Consider the following 17,406-nt stretch of genomic DNA (forward strand, 5'->3'; position numbering starts at 1 on the left):
CCGCCCCTCGTTATTAATCTATGGAGACGGAATCCTGATGCATTTCGTCGCTGGACGTTTTAGGTCTGCCGAATTCCTGCTCCGCCTGGCTTTCGCTCTTGATATCGATTTTCCATCCCGTCAGCTTGGCCGCCAAACGGGCGTTTTGCCCTTTGATTCCGATGGCCAGAGACAGTTGATAGTCCGGAACGATAACGCGCGCCATTTTTTCCGCCTCAAACACTTGAACCTCAAGCACCTTGGAAGGACTGAGCGCATTGGCTACATATTCTTCCACCAATTCGGAATAGCGCACGATGTCGATTTTCTCGCCTCGCAGTTCAGTGACGATTGTCTGCACGCGCATCCCTCTCGGGCCTACGCAGGAGCCGACGGGATCGACTTCCGGATTGCGCGAAAATACCGCGATTTTGGAACGGAAGCCCGCTTCACGGGCTACGGAGCGAATCTCGACAACGCCGTCGAAGATTTCGGGAACTTCAAGCTCGAACAGGCGCTTTAACAGGCCGGGATGACTTCGGGAGAGCAAAATTTGCGGTCCCTTGGTCGTATTCTCGACTTTGGTAATGTAAGCCTTGATACGCTCGCCATGCTTGAATTTCTCACCGGGCATCAATTCGTTCAGCGGCAGCACCGCTTCGATTTTGCCAAGGTCGATGTATACGTTGCGCAGATCCTGGCGCTGCACGATCCCGGTGACGATATCCTCTTCCTTGTCGATAAAAGCGTTGTATATCAGTCCCCGCTCCGCTTCACGGATGCGCTGAGTAACGACCTGCTTAGCCGTCTGGGCGGCGATACGGCCGAAATCCCGAGGCGTTACCTCCTGCTCTGCGACATCCTCAAGCTGAAAATGCGGATTGAGTTCCCGGGCCGCAGGCAGCGAAATTTCGGTGCGCGGATCAAGCACTTCTTCCACGATCAGCTTGCGGGCATATACTTTTATTACGCCTGTGTTGCGGTTCATATCGACCCGAACATTTTGCGCGGCGTTGAAATTTCGTTTATAGCTGGAGATCAGCGCAGCCTCGATGGCCTCGAACAGCACGTCCTTGCTGATGCCTTTCTCTCTCTCCAGTTCATTCATAGCTTCAATAAAATCCATACTCATGAAAAATCCGGTCCCCCTTTCAAAAGCTAAAAAATAATGGCCAGTCTCGCGCTGGCAACTTTGGCATACGGAACAACATGCTGTTTTTTGCCCGCAGAGATGAGCATTTCCCCGCTCTCGAATGAAAGCAGCCGGCCTTCGAATTCCTTCAGTCCGTCGATTGGCTCGTAGGTCGTCACAAATACGTCCTTACCGACCGCCTTTTCCACATCGCCGGCTTTTTTAAGCGGCCGCTCCGCCCCGGGAGAAGATACCTCCAGGAAATAAGCGCCGGGAATAGGATCGTTCTCGTCCAGCTTGGCGCTTAAGAATTCGCTGATGCTTCCGCAATCATCGATGTCGATTCCGCCTTCCTTGTCCACGAATACGCGCAGAAAGAAGTTGGAGCCTTCCTTTACATATTCTACGTCCACCAGTTCGAATCCATTGTCGTCAAGGTAAGGCTTCAGCATTTCTTCAACCGTACCTTTAATTTTGGGTGTGCTCAAATGAAACTAACCTCCACGAACTTGTCTTTTGCTGTATACCAAAGATAAAGAGTGGGTTTCCCCACTCTTTACACAACGGACTTATCTCATTATTACCAAAAAAATTATACCATAGCATGGCAATACTGACAAGTGTCGGCCCTTGACTGCCTTATAACCTCTCAGGACGGTGACAATGGCAAAGCATTCTTTTTACGGTATTCATCAGGAGTAAGGCCATATTTCGCTTTAAACACGCGGTAAAAATATTTTTCATCCTTGAATCCAACTTTTCCAGCAATTTCATATACCTTCATGTCGCCGGCTCTCAGCAGTTGAACCGCCTTTTCCAGCCGGATATCCGACAAATATTTCGTAAAGGAAACTCCAAGATAGTTTTTGAAAATCATGCTTAAGTAGTTGGGGCTGAAATACAGCAGATTGGCTGCATGCTCAAGAGAGATGTCCATGGTATAATGCTCTTCAATATAATTGACGCATTTTTCAATGACTTCGGCATGTTTCTTTCTGCGGCTGGTTTGCATAATCATCATGAACCCTTTCAGGATTTCGACAAACTGCTCCCTACAATCCTTAAAGCTGATGCAAGCTGTCAGACTGCTTTCCGCCTTCTGCAGGGCGCACTGGTAAGCCTCTTCACTGAAAAATCCCTTGACCGCCGGAGCGATATGCAGCACAAGCTGAACGATCGATTTAAGCCACTGCTCCCGGTAAGGCAGCCCATTCTCCAGAAACTGGCGGAACAAGTCATCCGTATGCTTGAGCAATAAATCGGCCTTGTCCGTTCTGATATATTCTTTGAACAATTCCTCATCTTTATGGAAGTCGTAATGCAATGGTGCAATCCGGCCGGAAATTGCAGCATACGAAACGACACGGTCCCCGCCCAAAAAGTAGCGAAAATCGGCTGCGTCAACCGCTTCTTTATAGGAGCCGGCGGCTTCGCGGAAGAAATCGGCGCGCACATTGCCTACGCCTACGGCAAACGACAGCTGATATCTTGCGGAAAGTCGGTGTCCATATTCTTCCAGATCCGAGAGCAATATAGGGGTGATTACTTCGTCAGGATGCTTCGCCGTAATTACCGAGATCATGGTCAGGTTGCGATTCGAAGCAAAAAAGGACACGACCCGGTCCGAGGAACTCAGCAGGTTCGCGAGCATCCCGGGCATTCCCCCCCGAATATCATCCAGACCTTCAGGGTACAGCTCGCCGGGAGTATTGTCCTCAATGCGCGTTACAATGACCGCCCCGCAGGGCTCCAGCGAATACTGCTGCTGAAGCTCCTGGAATTTCGCTGCGGAAACCCCGTTCTGTATCCATTCTCCCAGCAAATGCCCATAGTACGCATTCATGCTGATGTGAAATTGCTCCCTGCTGATCTCTTCGGGCGAAATCCTTTTTTCTTTTTCTATACTTTCCCGAACCTTGTCGAGCAGAACACCAATGGTCTCCTCCTTCACTGGCTTGAGCACATAATCGAAAGCGCCTAACCGGAGGGCCCGCTGGGCATATTCAAAATAACGGTAGCTGCTTAAGATGATGATTCGGGTAGCGGAGGAAAGCTTATTCATATGCTCAATGAAATCGAATCCGTCCATGATTGGCATTTTAATATCTGTAATTACGACATCAAATGAAGCCATTTGGACAATATCCAGCGCGGTCTTTCCGTTGCCGGCCTCGACAACCTCACATCCAGGCAGGTATTCCCGGATCATTTTGCCAAGCACCCTTCTCTGAATCGCTTCATCATCGACAACCATAATTCTGTTCATGGCCGCGTTCACCTACTGTATTGAATTTAGTTTGGCTTCGGGAATTATACCTTACTATTGTAGCACGGCTTCCCCTCCTCTGCTGCTCTTCCTCTTAAGCCCGAGTCCGGTCAACCTTTGATTCCTGCGCTGGTAATTCCTTGTACATAATATTTTTGCAGCAGCAGGAACAGTACAATGATCGGGACGGTCGTGAAGGTCAGCGTCGCCATAATTTGCCCGTAAAAGATCGGGGGCAGCGTGAAGAAAGTCTGGATGCCAAGCTGAATATTACGCAGTGATTCCCCTGTTGTCACCAGAATCGGCCACATGAAATCTCCCCAATGACTTATGAAATCCAGGATGAACACGGTTGCAAAAACCGGTCCCGAGAGCGGAACAACGATGGATGCAAAGGTCTTCAGCGGACCCGATCCGTCGATAGAAGCGGACTCCAATATTTCATTCGGAATGTCCATAAAAAACTGGCGGAACATAAAAATGCTAAAACAGTTCGCGATAAACGGAACGATCAAGGCAAACCAGGTATTGACCCAATGCAAAGCGTTAACTACCAGGTACAGCGGCATCAGGATGCTCTCAAACGGAACGATCATCAAGGCGATTATACTCACAAGAATGAACTCACTGCCCCTGAACCGCAGCTTGGCCAGCGCATATCCGCAAATCGAATTTACCCCAAGGCCGCTGATGCAAATGACGGACACGTAAAAAATGCTGTTGAACAGATATTTCAACATTGGGATGCGCTCAAACGCCGACCTGTAATTGTCCAAGGTGATATGAAGAGGCAGCAATGATTTCAGCGAGCTCAGATCGGCAAAAATTTGGTTCTCCGGCTTGAGCGAGGAAACAATCATCCATAACAGCGGGATAATGAACAGCAGTGACATTATAAAATTAAGAACGTACAACAGCAGCTTCGTCCGGGTATTTCTCATGCCTGATCTCCCCTCCGTTATTTATCTCTGAGAAATTTTTTCATCGAAAATGAGATCAAGACGACAATCAGGAAGAAGATAACGGAAATGGCGGAAGCGTATCCCGCATTTCGGAACTGGAAGCCTTGCTGGTAAATCAGCAGAGCCAGCGTTCGGGTCGAGTTCTCCGGACCGCCATTCGTCATGATGTAAGGCTGAACGAACAGCTTCACAGCCTGAATCGTCGTAATCGTCAGCACAAAGACCGTTACATTGTAGAGGCTCGGTATGGTAATGTAGCGAAGCTGCTGAAGCTTGTTCGCCCCGTCAATTGAGGAGGCTTCATATAAATCCTTCGAGATTCCCTGAAGACCGGCCAGAAAAATCATCATTTGGTAGCCGGCCGCCTGCCAAACCGACATAAAGATAATCGAATTCATCGCCTGGGAGGAGCTGCGCAGAAAAGGCTGGTTCGAAATGCCGAAGAAATGAAGCGCCGAGTTAATCAATCCTTCATTCGGGTTATAGAGAGAAATCCAAAGAATTGCGATAACAGTCATGGAGGTGACAACCGGACTGAAGTAGGCAATCCGGAACACATTCCGCAGCTTGAGGCTGTTGTTGACGAGCAGAGCCAGCATCAAGGCTACGCCCGATTGAACCGGCACGACAATTATCGTGAAATATAAAGTGTTCCAGAGCGATTTATAGAACAGGCCGTCGGTAAAGAGCAGCTTGTAATTGTCAAACCCGGTAAAATGAATTTTATCCGGACGCAGTAGATTGAATTTCGTAAATCCGAAGACCACGGCAAGCAGAAAAGGCAGCACCAGAAAAAAGATCAGCAGGAGAACCGCCGGCGTGACAAATGAATAGCCAACCAGCGTTTCCCGTCTTCTCTGCCGGCTAAAAGTTGATATATGCTCGCGCTTATGCGCATTCATTGCCGTTTGCATTATCCATTCTTCCTTTCTTCGAAGCTGAAAAAAAAGCTTAGGCAAAGGCACTCCGCAGCACCTTTGCCGCGGGTGAGTCTTACCCCCAGCTATTCGGCAAAATTGCGCTTGTACTCTTCATCATAAGTGGACGCCACGTTGTCCAGGGACTTTTTGACATCCGCGCCGACCATAATATCCGTCAAGGCCTCGGCAAATTTCTGCGTCAGCACCGGATACGCCGGAGTAACCGGTCTCGCATGCGACACGCCAGTAACCTGCTCCTTGATAATGCGAAGCGGAAGTTCATTATATTCCGTCAAGCTCTCAAACGCCGATTTGCGGCTGGCGGGCATGCTGATCGCCCTTGCTAATTGGGTCGAGCTATCTTTATTCGTAATCCATTTAATGACCTCCGCCGCTTCTTTCGGATGCTTCGTGTCGGCCGATACCCCTACGGCCCAACTGCCCGAAGGAGCCGTTTGAATGCCTCCCGCTTTTTTGGGGAAATAAGTGATGCCCCACTCCAGGTCCGGATAGTTTTTGAAGCCCGGAATGTTCCAGGGACCGCCGAGCTTGGTAGCCGCTTTCCCTTCCTCAAACTCCGTCGGCTTCGGATCAATATTGAACAGCTTCTCATTAGCCAGCTTTTGCAGGAAATTGGCCGCCTCAACACCCTGCGGGCTGTTGACAAATCCTTCGGCGGTTGTCCCTTCCTTATTGACAATATCCGTTCCGCCGGAAATCCATAACTGCTCGAAGGCGTAGGTCATCCATTCCCCTTTGTCGTTGATCATGTTCGTGCCGAACACGCCGTCCTTGGACGTCTTCTTCATCACGTCGTACCAGTCGTCCCAGGTCCAGGCATTTTCGATTTTGTCCGGAGGCGTTATTCCGTGTTCAGCCATAATTTTTTTGTTATAGAAAAGGACGACGGAGGACTCGTTCAAGCCCGGCGCGTAAAATTTGCCCTGGTACGAGCCTTGCTGAAGGATCGAAGGGACGAAATCGTCCAGATCTTCCTTGGAGAAATACTCATCAAGCGGGATAATAATCTCCGAGGCCGCATAGTTGGCGATGTTAGGTCCGTCCATTGCCAGAACATCCGGAAGAGTATGGGAAGCGACGGCGGCATTGATTTTGTCTTCGTAAGCAAAAGAGTTGCCCCGGGTAATGACCTCCATCTTGACATGGATCTTCCCTTTATTGGCCTGATTAAACTCTTCAATCCGCTTTACATACACATTGTCCTCAACTTCGCTGGCCTGCGGACGCCAGAAGGTGAGCTCAACCGCCGATCCTTCTCCCTGTCCGCCACTGCTTGAATTGGCGTTTTGGGTCCCGCCGCCGGAGCATCCCGCGAGCAGTGACACGGCCAAGAGTGATAGTAGAATCCCCTTTTTCATATGACACCGTCCTATCAAATGAAGTTTTTGATTACGCTTTCATCATAAAAGGAAATGCGTTCTCCTCCTACTCTAAAAAAAGGAGAATGGTGGACTTTTCTACTGAAAGTATTTTTGTTGTGATGAAAACAAACAAAATCCGGCTTGGGACACTACTCCAAGTGCCTTAAGCCGGACTCTGCCATATCCAGGGGAAGCCGTAAAATGACAGTCGTCCCCATATTCAATTGCGAGCGGATGTCCACACCAAAAGCTGGACCATACAGCAGCTTGATCCGATGGTTCACATTCTGGATTCCAATGGAAACTGCGGCGCCAGAATCCTCATGAATTTCCAGCACACGGGCTATCATCTCGGGGGACATCCCTTTACCGTTGTCAGTCACGGTGAATATTCTGCCGGTATCGTCAATCTGCCCCGTCACATGAATAAGTCCCCCCTGCTCCTTATCCTCAAGTGCGTGAACCAGGGCGTTCTCAATAAACGGCTGTAAAAAAAACTTGGGCACCCAGTGGCTTTCCAGTTCCGGATCAATCTCATAAGTCACCGCGAATTTGTCCTCAAAACGGCGGCTCATAATAAACACGTAATTTTTCAGATAGTTCAGATCCTCGGAGAAAATAACCTTCCCCGGGCTATGGGCCGTATACTCCAGCATTTCCGACAGCTCAACCAGCATTTTGCTGATCAGGGACTGTTTATTTTCAATCGCCAAATAGTTGATAATATTCAGTGTATTATATAAAAAGTGTGGATTGAACTGGAAATTAAGAGCTTTAAGCTCCGCCTCCAGCTCTTTCATCTTTGCTGTGTAGTTTTCTTCAATCAGCGTGTAGATGCTTTCATTCATCTGGTTGAATTTGTGAATGATAATGTTAAGCTCCTTGGTGCCCGCCGATTCGATATAGGTATTAAAGTGACCGTCTCCGCTTCGGTTGATGCCGCGCAGCAGCTTGATAAGCGGCATGATGATGCGGCCGGACAGCAGCGCCGCGACCGCCACCGATATCAGGGTAATGATCACCATGGAGTACAGGGTGTACTCGAACATGTCGGGGAGTGTCCGCTTCAAATTTTTATACGGAATAAACACCGCCGACAGCCAGCCTGTCGTCTTCATCGTATCGAAGCAGACGACCAGTTTCTGCCCGCCGAGCGTAATGTATTCCGTGCCGCTCTTCTTGCTTATAGCGTTCGCTATCCATTTCCGGCTTATTTTGGCTGGATCACCAGCCAACTCCGAACTGGATAGAACAGCCCCTTCCCGGGTGAACATATGGTAATAAGAGCCTTCAACGTTCAAACTTTCCTCGAGGGCATGCTGAAACATGAATTCCTGAAAGTTCACAACCAAAATCGGCCGCTCCACACTCTTCTTCATTTGGATCAGGATGTTGTTCCGGACAATCGCAAAATTCATTAACCGTGTCGCCGTAAAGACATATTGGTCTTTCTCCGAAGGAGCGGTCGAGTAAAACTGCTCCAGCAGATTATAGGTGGGAATCCAGGTTATGCTGCTGCGCGATTCGGTTCCTATCTTATAAATGTTGGAGAGGGAGTAATCCTTCTTGGGAATCCAAAAGGAAGGTGTTTCTCCAAAGGTGTACTCCCTTGTTACCAGATTAACCGAGAACATATCCTCCGAGCTTGGAAAGTATTTTTGCAATATCCGCGTAATTTTACGGTCCGAGTCATTGGTGATGTCCCTTAGCCGCAAGTTTTCCGTATTGAAAAATTGAAACAGATCCTCATCCAGATGCATGTTGATGGCGCTCTGCTCCACCCTGACCAGGCTGCTGTCCAGCGATTGATTGCCCATCCGCACAAGTCCCAGTGACGTTTCACTGGCATTCTTCAGAATCACATCGGAGCTTTTGACGGTATATCCCACAGCCATAACCGATAGAGATAAGACGGTCACAGCGATAAAGGAGAGCGTCAGCTTGGTCCGCAGGCTCATTTGAAACAGAAATGTTTTGACTCTCCGCACAAGACCGACCTCCGAATTCATATCGCCTTTAAGCAGCGGGACTGTCAAGACTCAGAACAAGGATAGCTGGTTGCTCTCCGGTAATCCACGGAAGCAGCCCATACCGGTGAGCAGCTCGACGATCGTCTTACTCGCCTTGGATTTCTGCTGAAAATCCTCAATCGATAGAAACTCTCCGGCATCTTTAGCCGCGGCGATATTCTTCGCTGCATTATCGCCGATACCGGCCAGCGCAGAGAATGGAGGGATGAGGCTGTCTCCGTCAACCGTGAACTTGGTGGCGTCCGAGCGGTACAGATCGATGCTCTTGAACGTAAAGCCGCGGGCCGTCATTTCGAGCGCCATTTCGAGGATCGGCAGCATTGCTTTTTCTTTTGGCAGAGCTTGGAAGCCCTTCGCCTCAATCTCGACAATCTGCCTATGAATAGCGTCATAGCCTTGGCAGCACAGCTCAATGTCGAAATCTTCGGCGCGAACCGAGAAGTATGTCGCATAATAGTGTATCGGGTAATTCAGCTTAAAATACGCGGTCCGCACGGCGGAGATGACATAGGCTGCGGCGTGGGCTTTCGGGAACATGTACTGGATTTTGAGGCAGGAATCGATATACCACATCGGCACCTTGCATTTCTTCATTTCCTCAATCCATTCAGGTGTCAATCCTTTGCCTTTCCGCACGCTTTCCGTGATCTTGAACGCCAGCCCAGCGTCCATGCCCGCTTTGTAAATCAGATAGAGCATAATGTCGTCACGGCAGCCGATAACCGTCTTGATGTTACAGGTGTTGTTCTTGATGAGCTCCTGCGCGTTGCCAAGCCAAACTCCCGTTCCGTGGGACAAGCCTGAAATCTGCAAAAGATCGGCAAAGCTCGACGGCTTCGATTCAACGAGCATTTGACGGACAAACTTTGTGCCCATCTCCGGCACCCCGTAGGTGGCGACAGGCGTTCGAATCTGCTCCGGCGTCACGCCAAGTGCATCCGTCGAGTTGAACATGCTCATGACCTTCGGGTCGTTCATTGGAATCGAAGTCGGATCGACGCCGGTCAAATCCTGCAGCATCCGCATCATCGTTGGATCGTCATGGCCCAGAATATCGAGCTTGAGCAGGTTGGCGTCGAAGGCGTGATAGTCGAAATGTGTCGTCTTCCATTCCGAATTCACGTCGTCGGCCGGATATTGAATCGGTGTAATGTCTTCAACCTCGATGTAATCCGGCACGACGACGATGCCGCCGGGATGCTGGCCCGTATTCCGTTTGACGCCCGTACAGCCCGCAGCCAGACGGCTGAGCTCGGCGCCGCGCCAGCGCTTATGATGATCCTCCTCGTACTTCTTGGCGAAACCGAACGCGGTCTTCTCGGCCACGGTACCGATCGTACCCGCCCGGAAGACGCTTTTCGGTCCGAACAGCACCTTCGTATAATTATGCGCATGCGGCTGGTACTCACCGGAAAAGTTAAGATCGATATCAGGCACCTTATCGCCCTTGAAGCCGAGGAATGTCTCGAACGGTATATCCTGCCCCTCACCTTTCAGCTTCCCGCCGCAGTTCGGACATGCCTTATCCGGCAGGTCGAAGCCGCTCGGCACACTGCCGTCGAGGAACCACTCGCTGTGGCGGCATTCCGGATTGAGGCAGATGTAATGCGCCGGGAGCGGATTGACCTCGGAAATGCCGAGGAAGGTTGCAACGACGGAAGAGCCGACCGAACCCCGGGAGCCGACGAGGTACCCGTCCTGGTTCGATTTTTTAACCAGCCGCTCAGATATGAGATAGTTGGCGGAGAAGCCGTACTTGATGATCGGCTCCAGCTCTTTTTCCAGGCGGGCGACAACCACCTCGGGCAGTTCCTCACCATAAATGGATCTTGCAGTCCGGTAGCAGGTTTCGCGGATTTCCTCATCCGCCCCATCAATAATCGGCGTAAACAGCTTGTCGGGGAACAGCTCAATCGCTTCGAAGCGCTCCGCCAGTTCCACCGTATTGGTCACGACGACCTCAAGCGCCTTATCCTCGCCCAGGAAATCAAATTCCTGCAGCATTTCTTCCGTCGTCCGGAAATGGGCATCCGGCTTGCGCTGATCCTTCAGCGGACTGAATCCGGTAATACCGTGAATTGTAATGTCGCGGAACAGCTTATCGCGCGGCTCCAAATAGTGCACATTTCCGGTAGCGATGACCGGTTTGTTCAGCTTCTCCCCGATTTCGCAGATTCGCCGCACGACGCCGCGCAGCTCTTCGGGGCTTGCCACAAAGCCTTTATCCACCAAATGCATATACATCGTCAGCGGCTGGATTTCCAGCACGTCATAGAAGGCGGCGACTTCCATCGCTTCCTCTACCGTTTTGTTCAAGACGGCCTCGAAGAACTCGCCCCGCTCGCATCCGGAAATAACCAGCAGGCCGTCGCGCATTTCCTCCAGCTTCGACTTTGGAATGCAAGGCACGCGCTTGAAATAATCGGTGTGAGATAAGGATACCAGCTTGTACAGGTTCTTCTTTCCGGTCATATTCAGTGCGTAAATACAGCAGTGAAACGGACGTGTGTTGGACAGATCCTTACCGACCTCGTCGTTCAGACGGTCCAGCATCGTCAGCCCTTTCAGCTTCTCGGCGTCTGCCAAAAGTCCGTTCAGAACTCCACCTAGCGCCACCGTATCGTCTACCGCGCGGTGATGGCTTTCCAGCAAAACTTTATATTTGTCGGCCAACGTGTTGAGCCGGTGATTTTTCATATTCGGATGCAGCAGTCGCGCCAATTCCAGCGTATCAAGTGAAGGATTGGGCAAAGGCGGGAGCCCAAACTTGGCAAGCGATGCCTGGATAAACCCCATATCGAACCGGGCGTTATGCGCCACAAGCACGCTGTCCTGGGCAAACTTCACGAAATCATGCAGCACCGGCTCCAAATCCGGCGCATCCTTAACCATATCGTCCGTGATATTCGTAAGCTGCTGGATATGATAAGGGATTTTCTCATGCGGATTGACAAAGGTTGTGTAGCGGTCGATTTCCTGCCCGCCCTGCATTTTGACGGCGGCAAGCTCAGTGATATTGTTCCGCGTAATGGACAGCCCGGTGGTCTCGATATCGAAGACGACATAGGTAGCGGTTTTAAGCTCTAGCGGCTGCGGATTCTCGACCACATTTACCGCATCATTGACTACATTCGCTTCTACGCCGTACAGCATTTTGATGCCGTTCTTCTTTGCCGCTTTGCCGGCTTCTGGGTAGCACTGGACCCCGCCATGGTCGGTGACGGCAATTGCCGGATGCCCCCATTTGGCCGCGGTTTTGATATAGGCGTCGATTGGGGCTACCGCATCCATTGTGCTCATTGCGCTGTGAAGATGAAACTCCACCCGCTTCTGCGGCGCATTGTCCTTGCGGGCCGGCGGAGCAGACACCTCGGACAGGTCCGACGGAATCATCACCAGTTCCGGAGTTTGCATGAAACGGTCGTACTCCACCCGTCCACGCGCTTTTACCCATTTCCCGTTTGCGAGCTGGCTCATCACTTTCAGGTCGTCTTTTGTTTTGGCGAACATCTTCATTTGCAGGGAATCCGTAAAGTCGGTCAAGCTGAACGTGAACAGCGTGCTTCCGTTGCGCAGCTCCTTGCGGTCGAGTCCGAAAATCGTTCCCTGAATGGTGATTTTTTTCTCCTCGTCCTGAATTTCCATAATTGGCACGGGTTGGTCTTTGATATCGTAACCGACCTGAAGCGGAACGACCTCTTCGCCGTCTTCATTTTCTGAGGATACTTCAGTCTCGATGGCCGTCATCATCTGCTCAATAATTTCCCGCTGCTCCTGCTGGAGCTTTTGCTGGAATTCCTCGAATTCCTCCGCGCCGTTTCCTTTTTCCGCAAGCTGCACTTTTACACGCAGGGATAGTCCAAAGTACGTATCGTAAAAACGGACAATCGCTCCGTCGATGCCTTTTTTCCGCGCCAGCTCCAATGACATCTGATCGCTCATGTTCAGCAGCAGCGTGTCTCCCTGAAGCTCCTGTCCCGAACGAGTTAACCAGCCATTGACGGAGGGAATCTCACGGTGAACCCATTCGAGGAACAGTCCCCAATATTCGTGGAAAATGTCAGCCCGGCTCACCTGCTCCTCGTACTTGAACAAGAACCCGACTTTCGCGATATGCTGCATCCGCTCCCGCACTCTCAAGCAAAACGTCCGATATGCCTGTGCCGGAACGAGAGTCTGCTTCACTACAACGACGCGCCAATCCCGGTTGCCTCGGCTGATCTCCACCCTGTCGATATAACCATCCAGAAAATAAGGATCTATAAGTGCCGGTGGGATATCTCCCTGTTTCATCAGCAGCTCGAACCGCTTTCTTCTCTCATCGCTGTATTCCATGCTTCCCCCACCTTTACATTCCCCGATAAAGCGAGGTCTTTGCTGTCACTCTTAAAAAATTTCAACTGTATAATTTTGCAAAACAAGAATAAGACTAAAGATGATATACGGCCAGCATATAAGTTCTTGCAATTTAATAAAGCTTCCGGAGAAGACGAAACGGCATCCGTCTCTCGTAGACATATAGGCAGGGCAAGCGTTCGGCTTATCCCTGCCTATATGTTTAAAAAGCGCCCGGGCTGTCCGCCCGCCGTCCTCTTTTCACCAGAAGCTTGCAATCATGCCCGAAATGGGTGTTGTAGACTTTTAGTATGCTTTGGCGAATACAACTGTATGCTCTGCCGGTTTGCCGCAGCAGACGCAAGTCTTCTTCGTTTCGCCCGGTTCAAAAGGAATGTTGCGGCTCGTTGCTCCGGTTTCTTCCTTCACCTGTGCCTCGCAGGCATCGTCACCGCACCAGCCGGCTAGCGCAAAACCGCGTTTCTCTTCCATCGCCGCTTTCATCTCATCCAGCGTCTCGACAGAATAGAAATGATCCTCGCGGAATTTAAGCGCCCGCTCGAACATTTCGTTATGAACCTGCTCCAGCATAGTCTGGACTTCTTCAACTAGGCGATCCTGCTGAACGATTTTCTTCTCGCCGCTAATCCGCGAGACCAGTACGCAGACGCCGTTCTCCATATCCCGGGGGCCAAGCTCCAGTCTAACCGGCACTCCGCGCATTTCGTATTCATTAAATTTCCAGCCGGGCGTTACATCGGAACGGTCGTCAACGCGCACACGGATGCCTGCCGATTTCAGTTCCTTGAACAGCTCGTCCGTCCGGGCAATGACCGCTTCCCGCGTCTTCGGTGGGCCGATCGGAATCATGATAACCTGGGTCGGCGCCACTTTAGGCGGCAGGGCAAGACCGCGGTCGTCCCCGTGCACCATAATCATCGAACCGATCATGCGAGTGCTTGTCCCCCAGGAAGTCGTATGCACATATTCCAGATTGTTATCGCGGCTGAGGTACTGAATGTCGAACGCAACAGCAAACTTGGTGCCCAGATAGTGGGAGGTCCCCGCCTGAACAGCCCGTCCGTCTTTCATCATCGCCTCGATCGAGTACGTGTCTACCGCTCCGGCAAAACGCTCGGAAGGCGTCTTCTGTCCGGTAATGACCGGAATCGCCAGATACCCTTCGACGAAATCGCGGTAAACTTCCAGCATCTGCATCGTTTCCTCGCGCGCTTCGGCCTCATTTTCATGCGCCGTATGGCCTTCCTGCCACAAAAACTCGCTTGTGCGCAGGAAAGGAAGCGTCCGCTTCTCCCAACGGACGACGTTCGCCCACTGATTGATCAGCACCGGCAGGTCCCGGTACGACTGAATCCATTTGGAATACATATGTCCGATCATCGTTTCGGAGGTTGGCCGGATCGCCAGACGCTCTTCCAGCTTCTCGCCGCCGGCTTCCGTTACCCATGGCAGCTCCGGATTAAAGCCTTCGACATGCTCTTTCTCCTTCTGAAAAAAGCTTTCCGGAATAAACAGCGGAAAATAAGCATTGCGGTGTCCCGTTGCCTTGAAACGCCGGTTCATCTCTTCTTGGATATGCTCCCAGATTTCATAGCCGTCCGGCTTGAACACGATACAGCCGCGTACCGGAGAATAATCCATCAGGTCAGCTTTCTTGATTACATCGATATACCAACGCGAGAAATCTTCGCCCTGCGGCGTTATTTCCGTAACAAACTGTTTTTCTTTTGACATAGAATGGAATTCCCCCCGTTAATAAGCCCAAGGCAGCAGATGGCTGCAGCTTAGGGCCTCAAACAAAATTAACCGCTGATTAGGCGTAATATATCATTATAGGTAACGGCGATCATCAGCAGAAACAGCATCGCGAAGCCGACGAAATGGACCATGCCCTCCCGGCTTGGGTCAACCGGTTTGCCGCGCAGCGCCTCCACACCGAGGAATACGAGCCGGCTTCCGTCAAGCGCCGGAATCGGCAGCAAATTGAAGATGCCAAGGTACAGGCTGAGTATGGCCGTCCAGTGGATCAGATGCACAATCCCCTGCTGGGCGATTTGGCCAGTCAGCTCGAAAGTACGCACCGGTCCGCCGATATCATCCATATTAAACTGATTAATCAGCTGCTTGAAACCGAGAAAAATCGCTTTGGTCGTATCGGCCATGGCATGACTCGCTCCGCTGAGCGTTTCTCCAATTGTCGCATTTCGGGTCGGAAGCTCCGGCGAAATACCGACTTTACCGCCTTCCTGCCCTTTCATATGACGGGGCGTCATCGTTACAGTGATCATTTGATCTCCGCGCTTGATCGTCCAATTCATTGCTTTTCCTTCAGAAGCTGAAGTCAGGCTGATCATCTTCTTATAATCCGCTCCGATGGTCTCGCCGTTAATCGAATAGACGATATCGCCCTTTTGAAGTCCCGCCTGCTGGGCTGGCATGCCCTTGGAGACGTCGCCGATCAATAAATAGGTTGGATTCTCTACCGCAACGCCCGCCATTTGAATGTAAACGCCAAAAAGAAGAAAAGCGAGCAGAAAATTCATTACCGGACCGGCTACAATGGCAAGCGCCCGCTGTCCGACCGTTTTACTGCCGAACTGCCGATCCTTGGGAGCGATCTGGATTTGCTGATTACCTTTAACCAACATAGCCTTTGGATGCAAGGAATAGGTTGTAACCTCTCCGTCAACATCCAGCCGGATGCTCAGATCCTTCTCCAAGTCGGCATACTGCGCTTCCCCGCGGATAACATTTCTGCGCGTATCCAATTGGTCGAGATATACGGTCTTTACGATATTGTCCTCGCCGAGCCGTACCGCTATCGTCTGCCCGGGTGAAATCTCGATCACCTCGGGATCTTCACCGGCCATCCTCGCGTAACCGCCAAACGGCAGCAGACGGAGCGTAAACTGTGTTTCATTGCGTTTATAAGAAAACAGTTTCGGACCGAAACCGATAGCGAACTCTCTCACAAGAATGCCGGCGCGTTTAGCAAAATAATAATGTCCCCATTCATGAACCGTCACCAGGACGAAGAACATGAGCACCGTCAAAAAAACGACTTGAACCATTTCCAAGTTAGGCAGCCCCCTTTAGGTGAAAGACCGAAGTATGTCCTCTTAATTTATCATTATTCTCCGATCCGGCACAAGAGAATCAACCGTCCAAACCAATTTTTCCGGTTTTTGGTTTCCAACTTCCATTGATTTCACGCGGATTACAGACTTTGTGCCAGCGCGCGCACTGTGCGGTCACATTCCTCGATTTGCTCCAGACTCGGATCACTCTGTACTGAATGGCGCCCAAGAACCTCTTCCAATATCTCTTCGATACGCAAAAAAGAAATCTCGCGCCGCAAAAACCTTGCGACGGCAACTTCGTTCGCGGCATTGAAGGCGGTTGTCGCAGTTCCGCCGGTCTTTCCGCATTCGATGGCAAGCTTTAGCGCCGGGTAACGTGCGAAGTCCATCTCGCGGAATGTCAGCCGTCCCGCCTGCGCAAGCGACAATCGCTGAGCCGGAGAATGCCATCTTCCGGGATAGGTTAGCGCGTACTGGATCGGCACACGCATATCGGGATTGCCGAGCTGGGCGATGATACTGCTGTCACGAAACTCCACAAAAGAGTGAATGATGCTCTCCGGGTGAAGCAACACCTCAATTTGTTCGTAAGTCAGATCAAACAGCCAGTGGGCCTCGATGACTTCCAGCCCTTTATTAACCATAGTAGCGGAATCAATCGTAATCTTGGTGCCCATTGCCCAATTGGGATGGCGAAGCGCATCTTCGAGCGTGACATCTCGGAGCTGCTCCCTGGACAGATCCCGGAAGGACCCCCCTGAGGCGGTCAGCGTAATCGAAGCAATATCCTCCTTGCTTTCTCCATTCAGGCATTGAAAAATCGCCGAATGCTCGCTGTCGATGGGCAGCAGCTTTACCCCTTTGCGCCGGACCTGCTCAGTGACAAGATGTCCGGCCGTCACCAGCGTTTCCTTGTTCGCGAGTCCAATGTCCCTGCCGGCCTCGATGGCGGCAAGTGTGGAACGAAGGCCGACGCTGCCCATAACTGCGGTCACTACATACTCGGCATCTCCTCCGGCTGCAATTTGCACCAGTCCGTCATCGCCGCTATAAAGTTCTACTCCAGCCGGAAGCTGTGTCCGAATGTCGTCTGCAAGCTCCTTGCTGGCGACGGATACCCTCTTGGGCTTAAAGCGGCGAACCTGCTCCAGCAGAAGCGCCGTATTGCTTCCCGCAGCCAGGCCGTCCACTTCAAAGCTGTCCTGATGCATGGCCACAACATCGAGCGTTTGCGTTCCGATTGAACCGGTTGAGCCGAGAATGCTGATCTTTTTCAAACGTCACGCACCCTCTTTCTAG

The 17,406-nt window shown here is 51.2% G+C and carries 11 protein-coding genes; all 11 read right to left on the bottom strand.

Annotated features, from left to right (window positions below):
- Positions 1-13: 13 nt before the first annotated feature.
- Positions 14-1,111 (bottom strand): transcription termination factor NusA, encoded by a 1,098-nt coding sequence (gene nusA / locus PDUR_RS15715; protein ID WP_042207092.1) that lies wholly within the window; start codon positions 1,109-1,111, stop codon positions 14-16.
- 26 nt (positions 1,112-1,137) lie between these two features.
- On the bottom strand, positions 1,138-1,599 hold the full coding sequence (gene rimP, locus PDUR_RS15720) for a ribosome maturation factor RimP (protein WP_042207093.1): 462 nt from the start codon (positions 1,597-1,599) through the stop codon (positions 1,138-1,140).
- A gap of 161 nt (positions 1,600-1,760) precedes the next feature.
- Complete coding sequence (locus tag PDUR_RS15725; protein WP_042207094.1) at positions 1,761-3,377, bottom strand: response regulator transcription factor; 1,617 nt, start codon at positions 3,375-3,377, stop codon at positions 1,761-1,763.
- Positions 3,378-3,487: 110 nt separating this feature from the next.
- Positions 3,488-4,318 carry a carbohydrate ABC transporter permease gene (locus PDUR_RS15730; protein WP_042207095.1) on the bottom strand — a complete coding sequence of 277 codons (831 nt, stop codon included), beginning with the start codon at positions 4,316-4,318 and terminating at the stop codon, positions 3,488-3,490.
- 17 nt (positions 4,319-4,335) lie between these two features.
- The gene (locus PDUR_RS15735) at positions 4,336-5,253 is read right to left on the bottom strand and encodes a carbohydrate ABC transporter permease (RefSeq protein WP_218918408.1); all 918 of its coding nucleotides are present in this window, start codon (positions 5,251-5,253) and stop codon (positions 4,336-4,338) included.
- 89 nt (positions 5,254-5,342) lie between these two features.
- On the bottom strand, positions 5,343-6,638 hold the full coding sequence (locus tag PDUR_RS15740) for an ABC transporter substrate-binding protein (protein WP_042207096.1): 1,296 nt from the start codon (positions 6,636-6,638) through the stop codon (positions 5,343-5,345).
- A 152-nt stretch (positions 6,639-6,790) separates the two neighbouring features.
- Positions 6,791-8,629 carry a sensor histidine kinase gene (locus PDUR_RS15745; RefSeq protein ID WP_169744916.1) on the bottom strand — a complete coding sequence of 613 codons (1,839 nt, stop codon included), beginning with the start codon at positions 8,627-8,629 and terminating at the stop codon, positions 6,791-6,793.
- A 51-nt stretch (positions 8,630-8,680) separates the two neighbouring features.
- On the bottom strand, positions 8,681-13,006 hold the full coding sequence (locus tag PDUR_RS15750) for a PolC-type DNA polymerase III (protein WP_042207100.1): 4,326 nt from the start codon (positions 13,004-13,006) through the stop codon (positions 8,681-8,683).
- 306 nt (positions 13,007-13,312) lie between these two features.
- Positions 13,313-14,761, bottom strand: coding sequence for a proline--tRNA ligase (proS, locus tag PDUR_RS15755; RefSeq protein ID WP_042207101.1), 1,449 nt, complete (start codon positions 14,759-14,761; stop codon positions 13,313-13,315).
- A gap of 68 nt (positions 14,762-14,829) precedes the next feature.
- Entirely contained in the window at positions 14,830-16,104 is a 1,275-nt protein-coding gene (gene rseP / locus PDUR_RS15760) for an RIP metalloprotease RseP (protein WP_042207102.1), read from the bottom strand.
- Between the two features lie 140 nt (positions 16,105-16,244).
- Positions 16,245-17,384, bottom strand: a complete 1,140-nt coding sequence (locus tag PDUR_RS15765) for a 1-deoxy-D-xylulose-5-phosphate reductoisomerase (protein ID WP_042207103.1) — start codon at positions 17,382-17,384, stop codon at positions 16,245-16,247.
- Between the last annotated feature and the right edge of the window lie 22 nt (positions 17,385-17,406).

The organism is Paenibacillus durus, from assembly GCF_000756615.1.
GTDB lineage: Bacteria > Bacillota > Bacilli > Paenibacillales > Paenibacillaceae > Paenibacillus_AQ > Paenibacillus_AQ durus.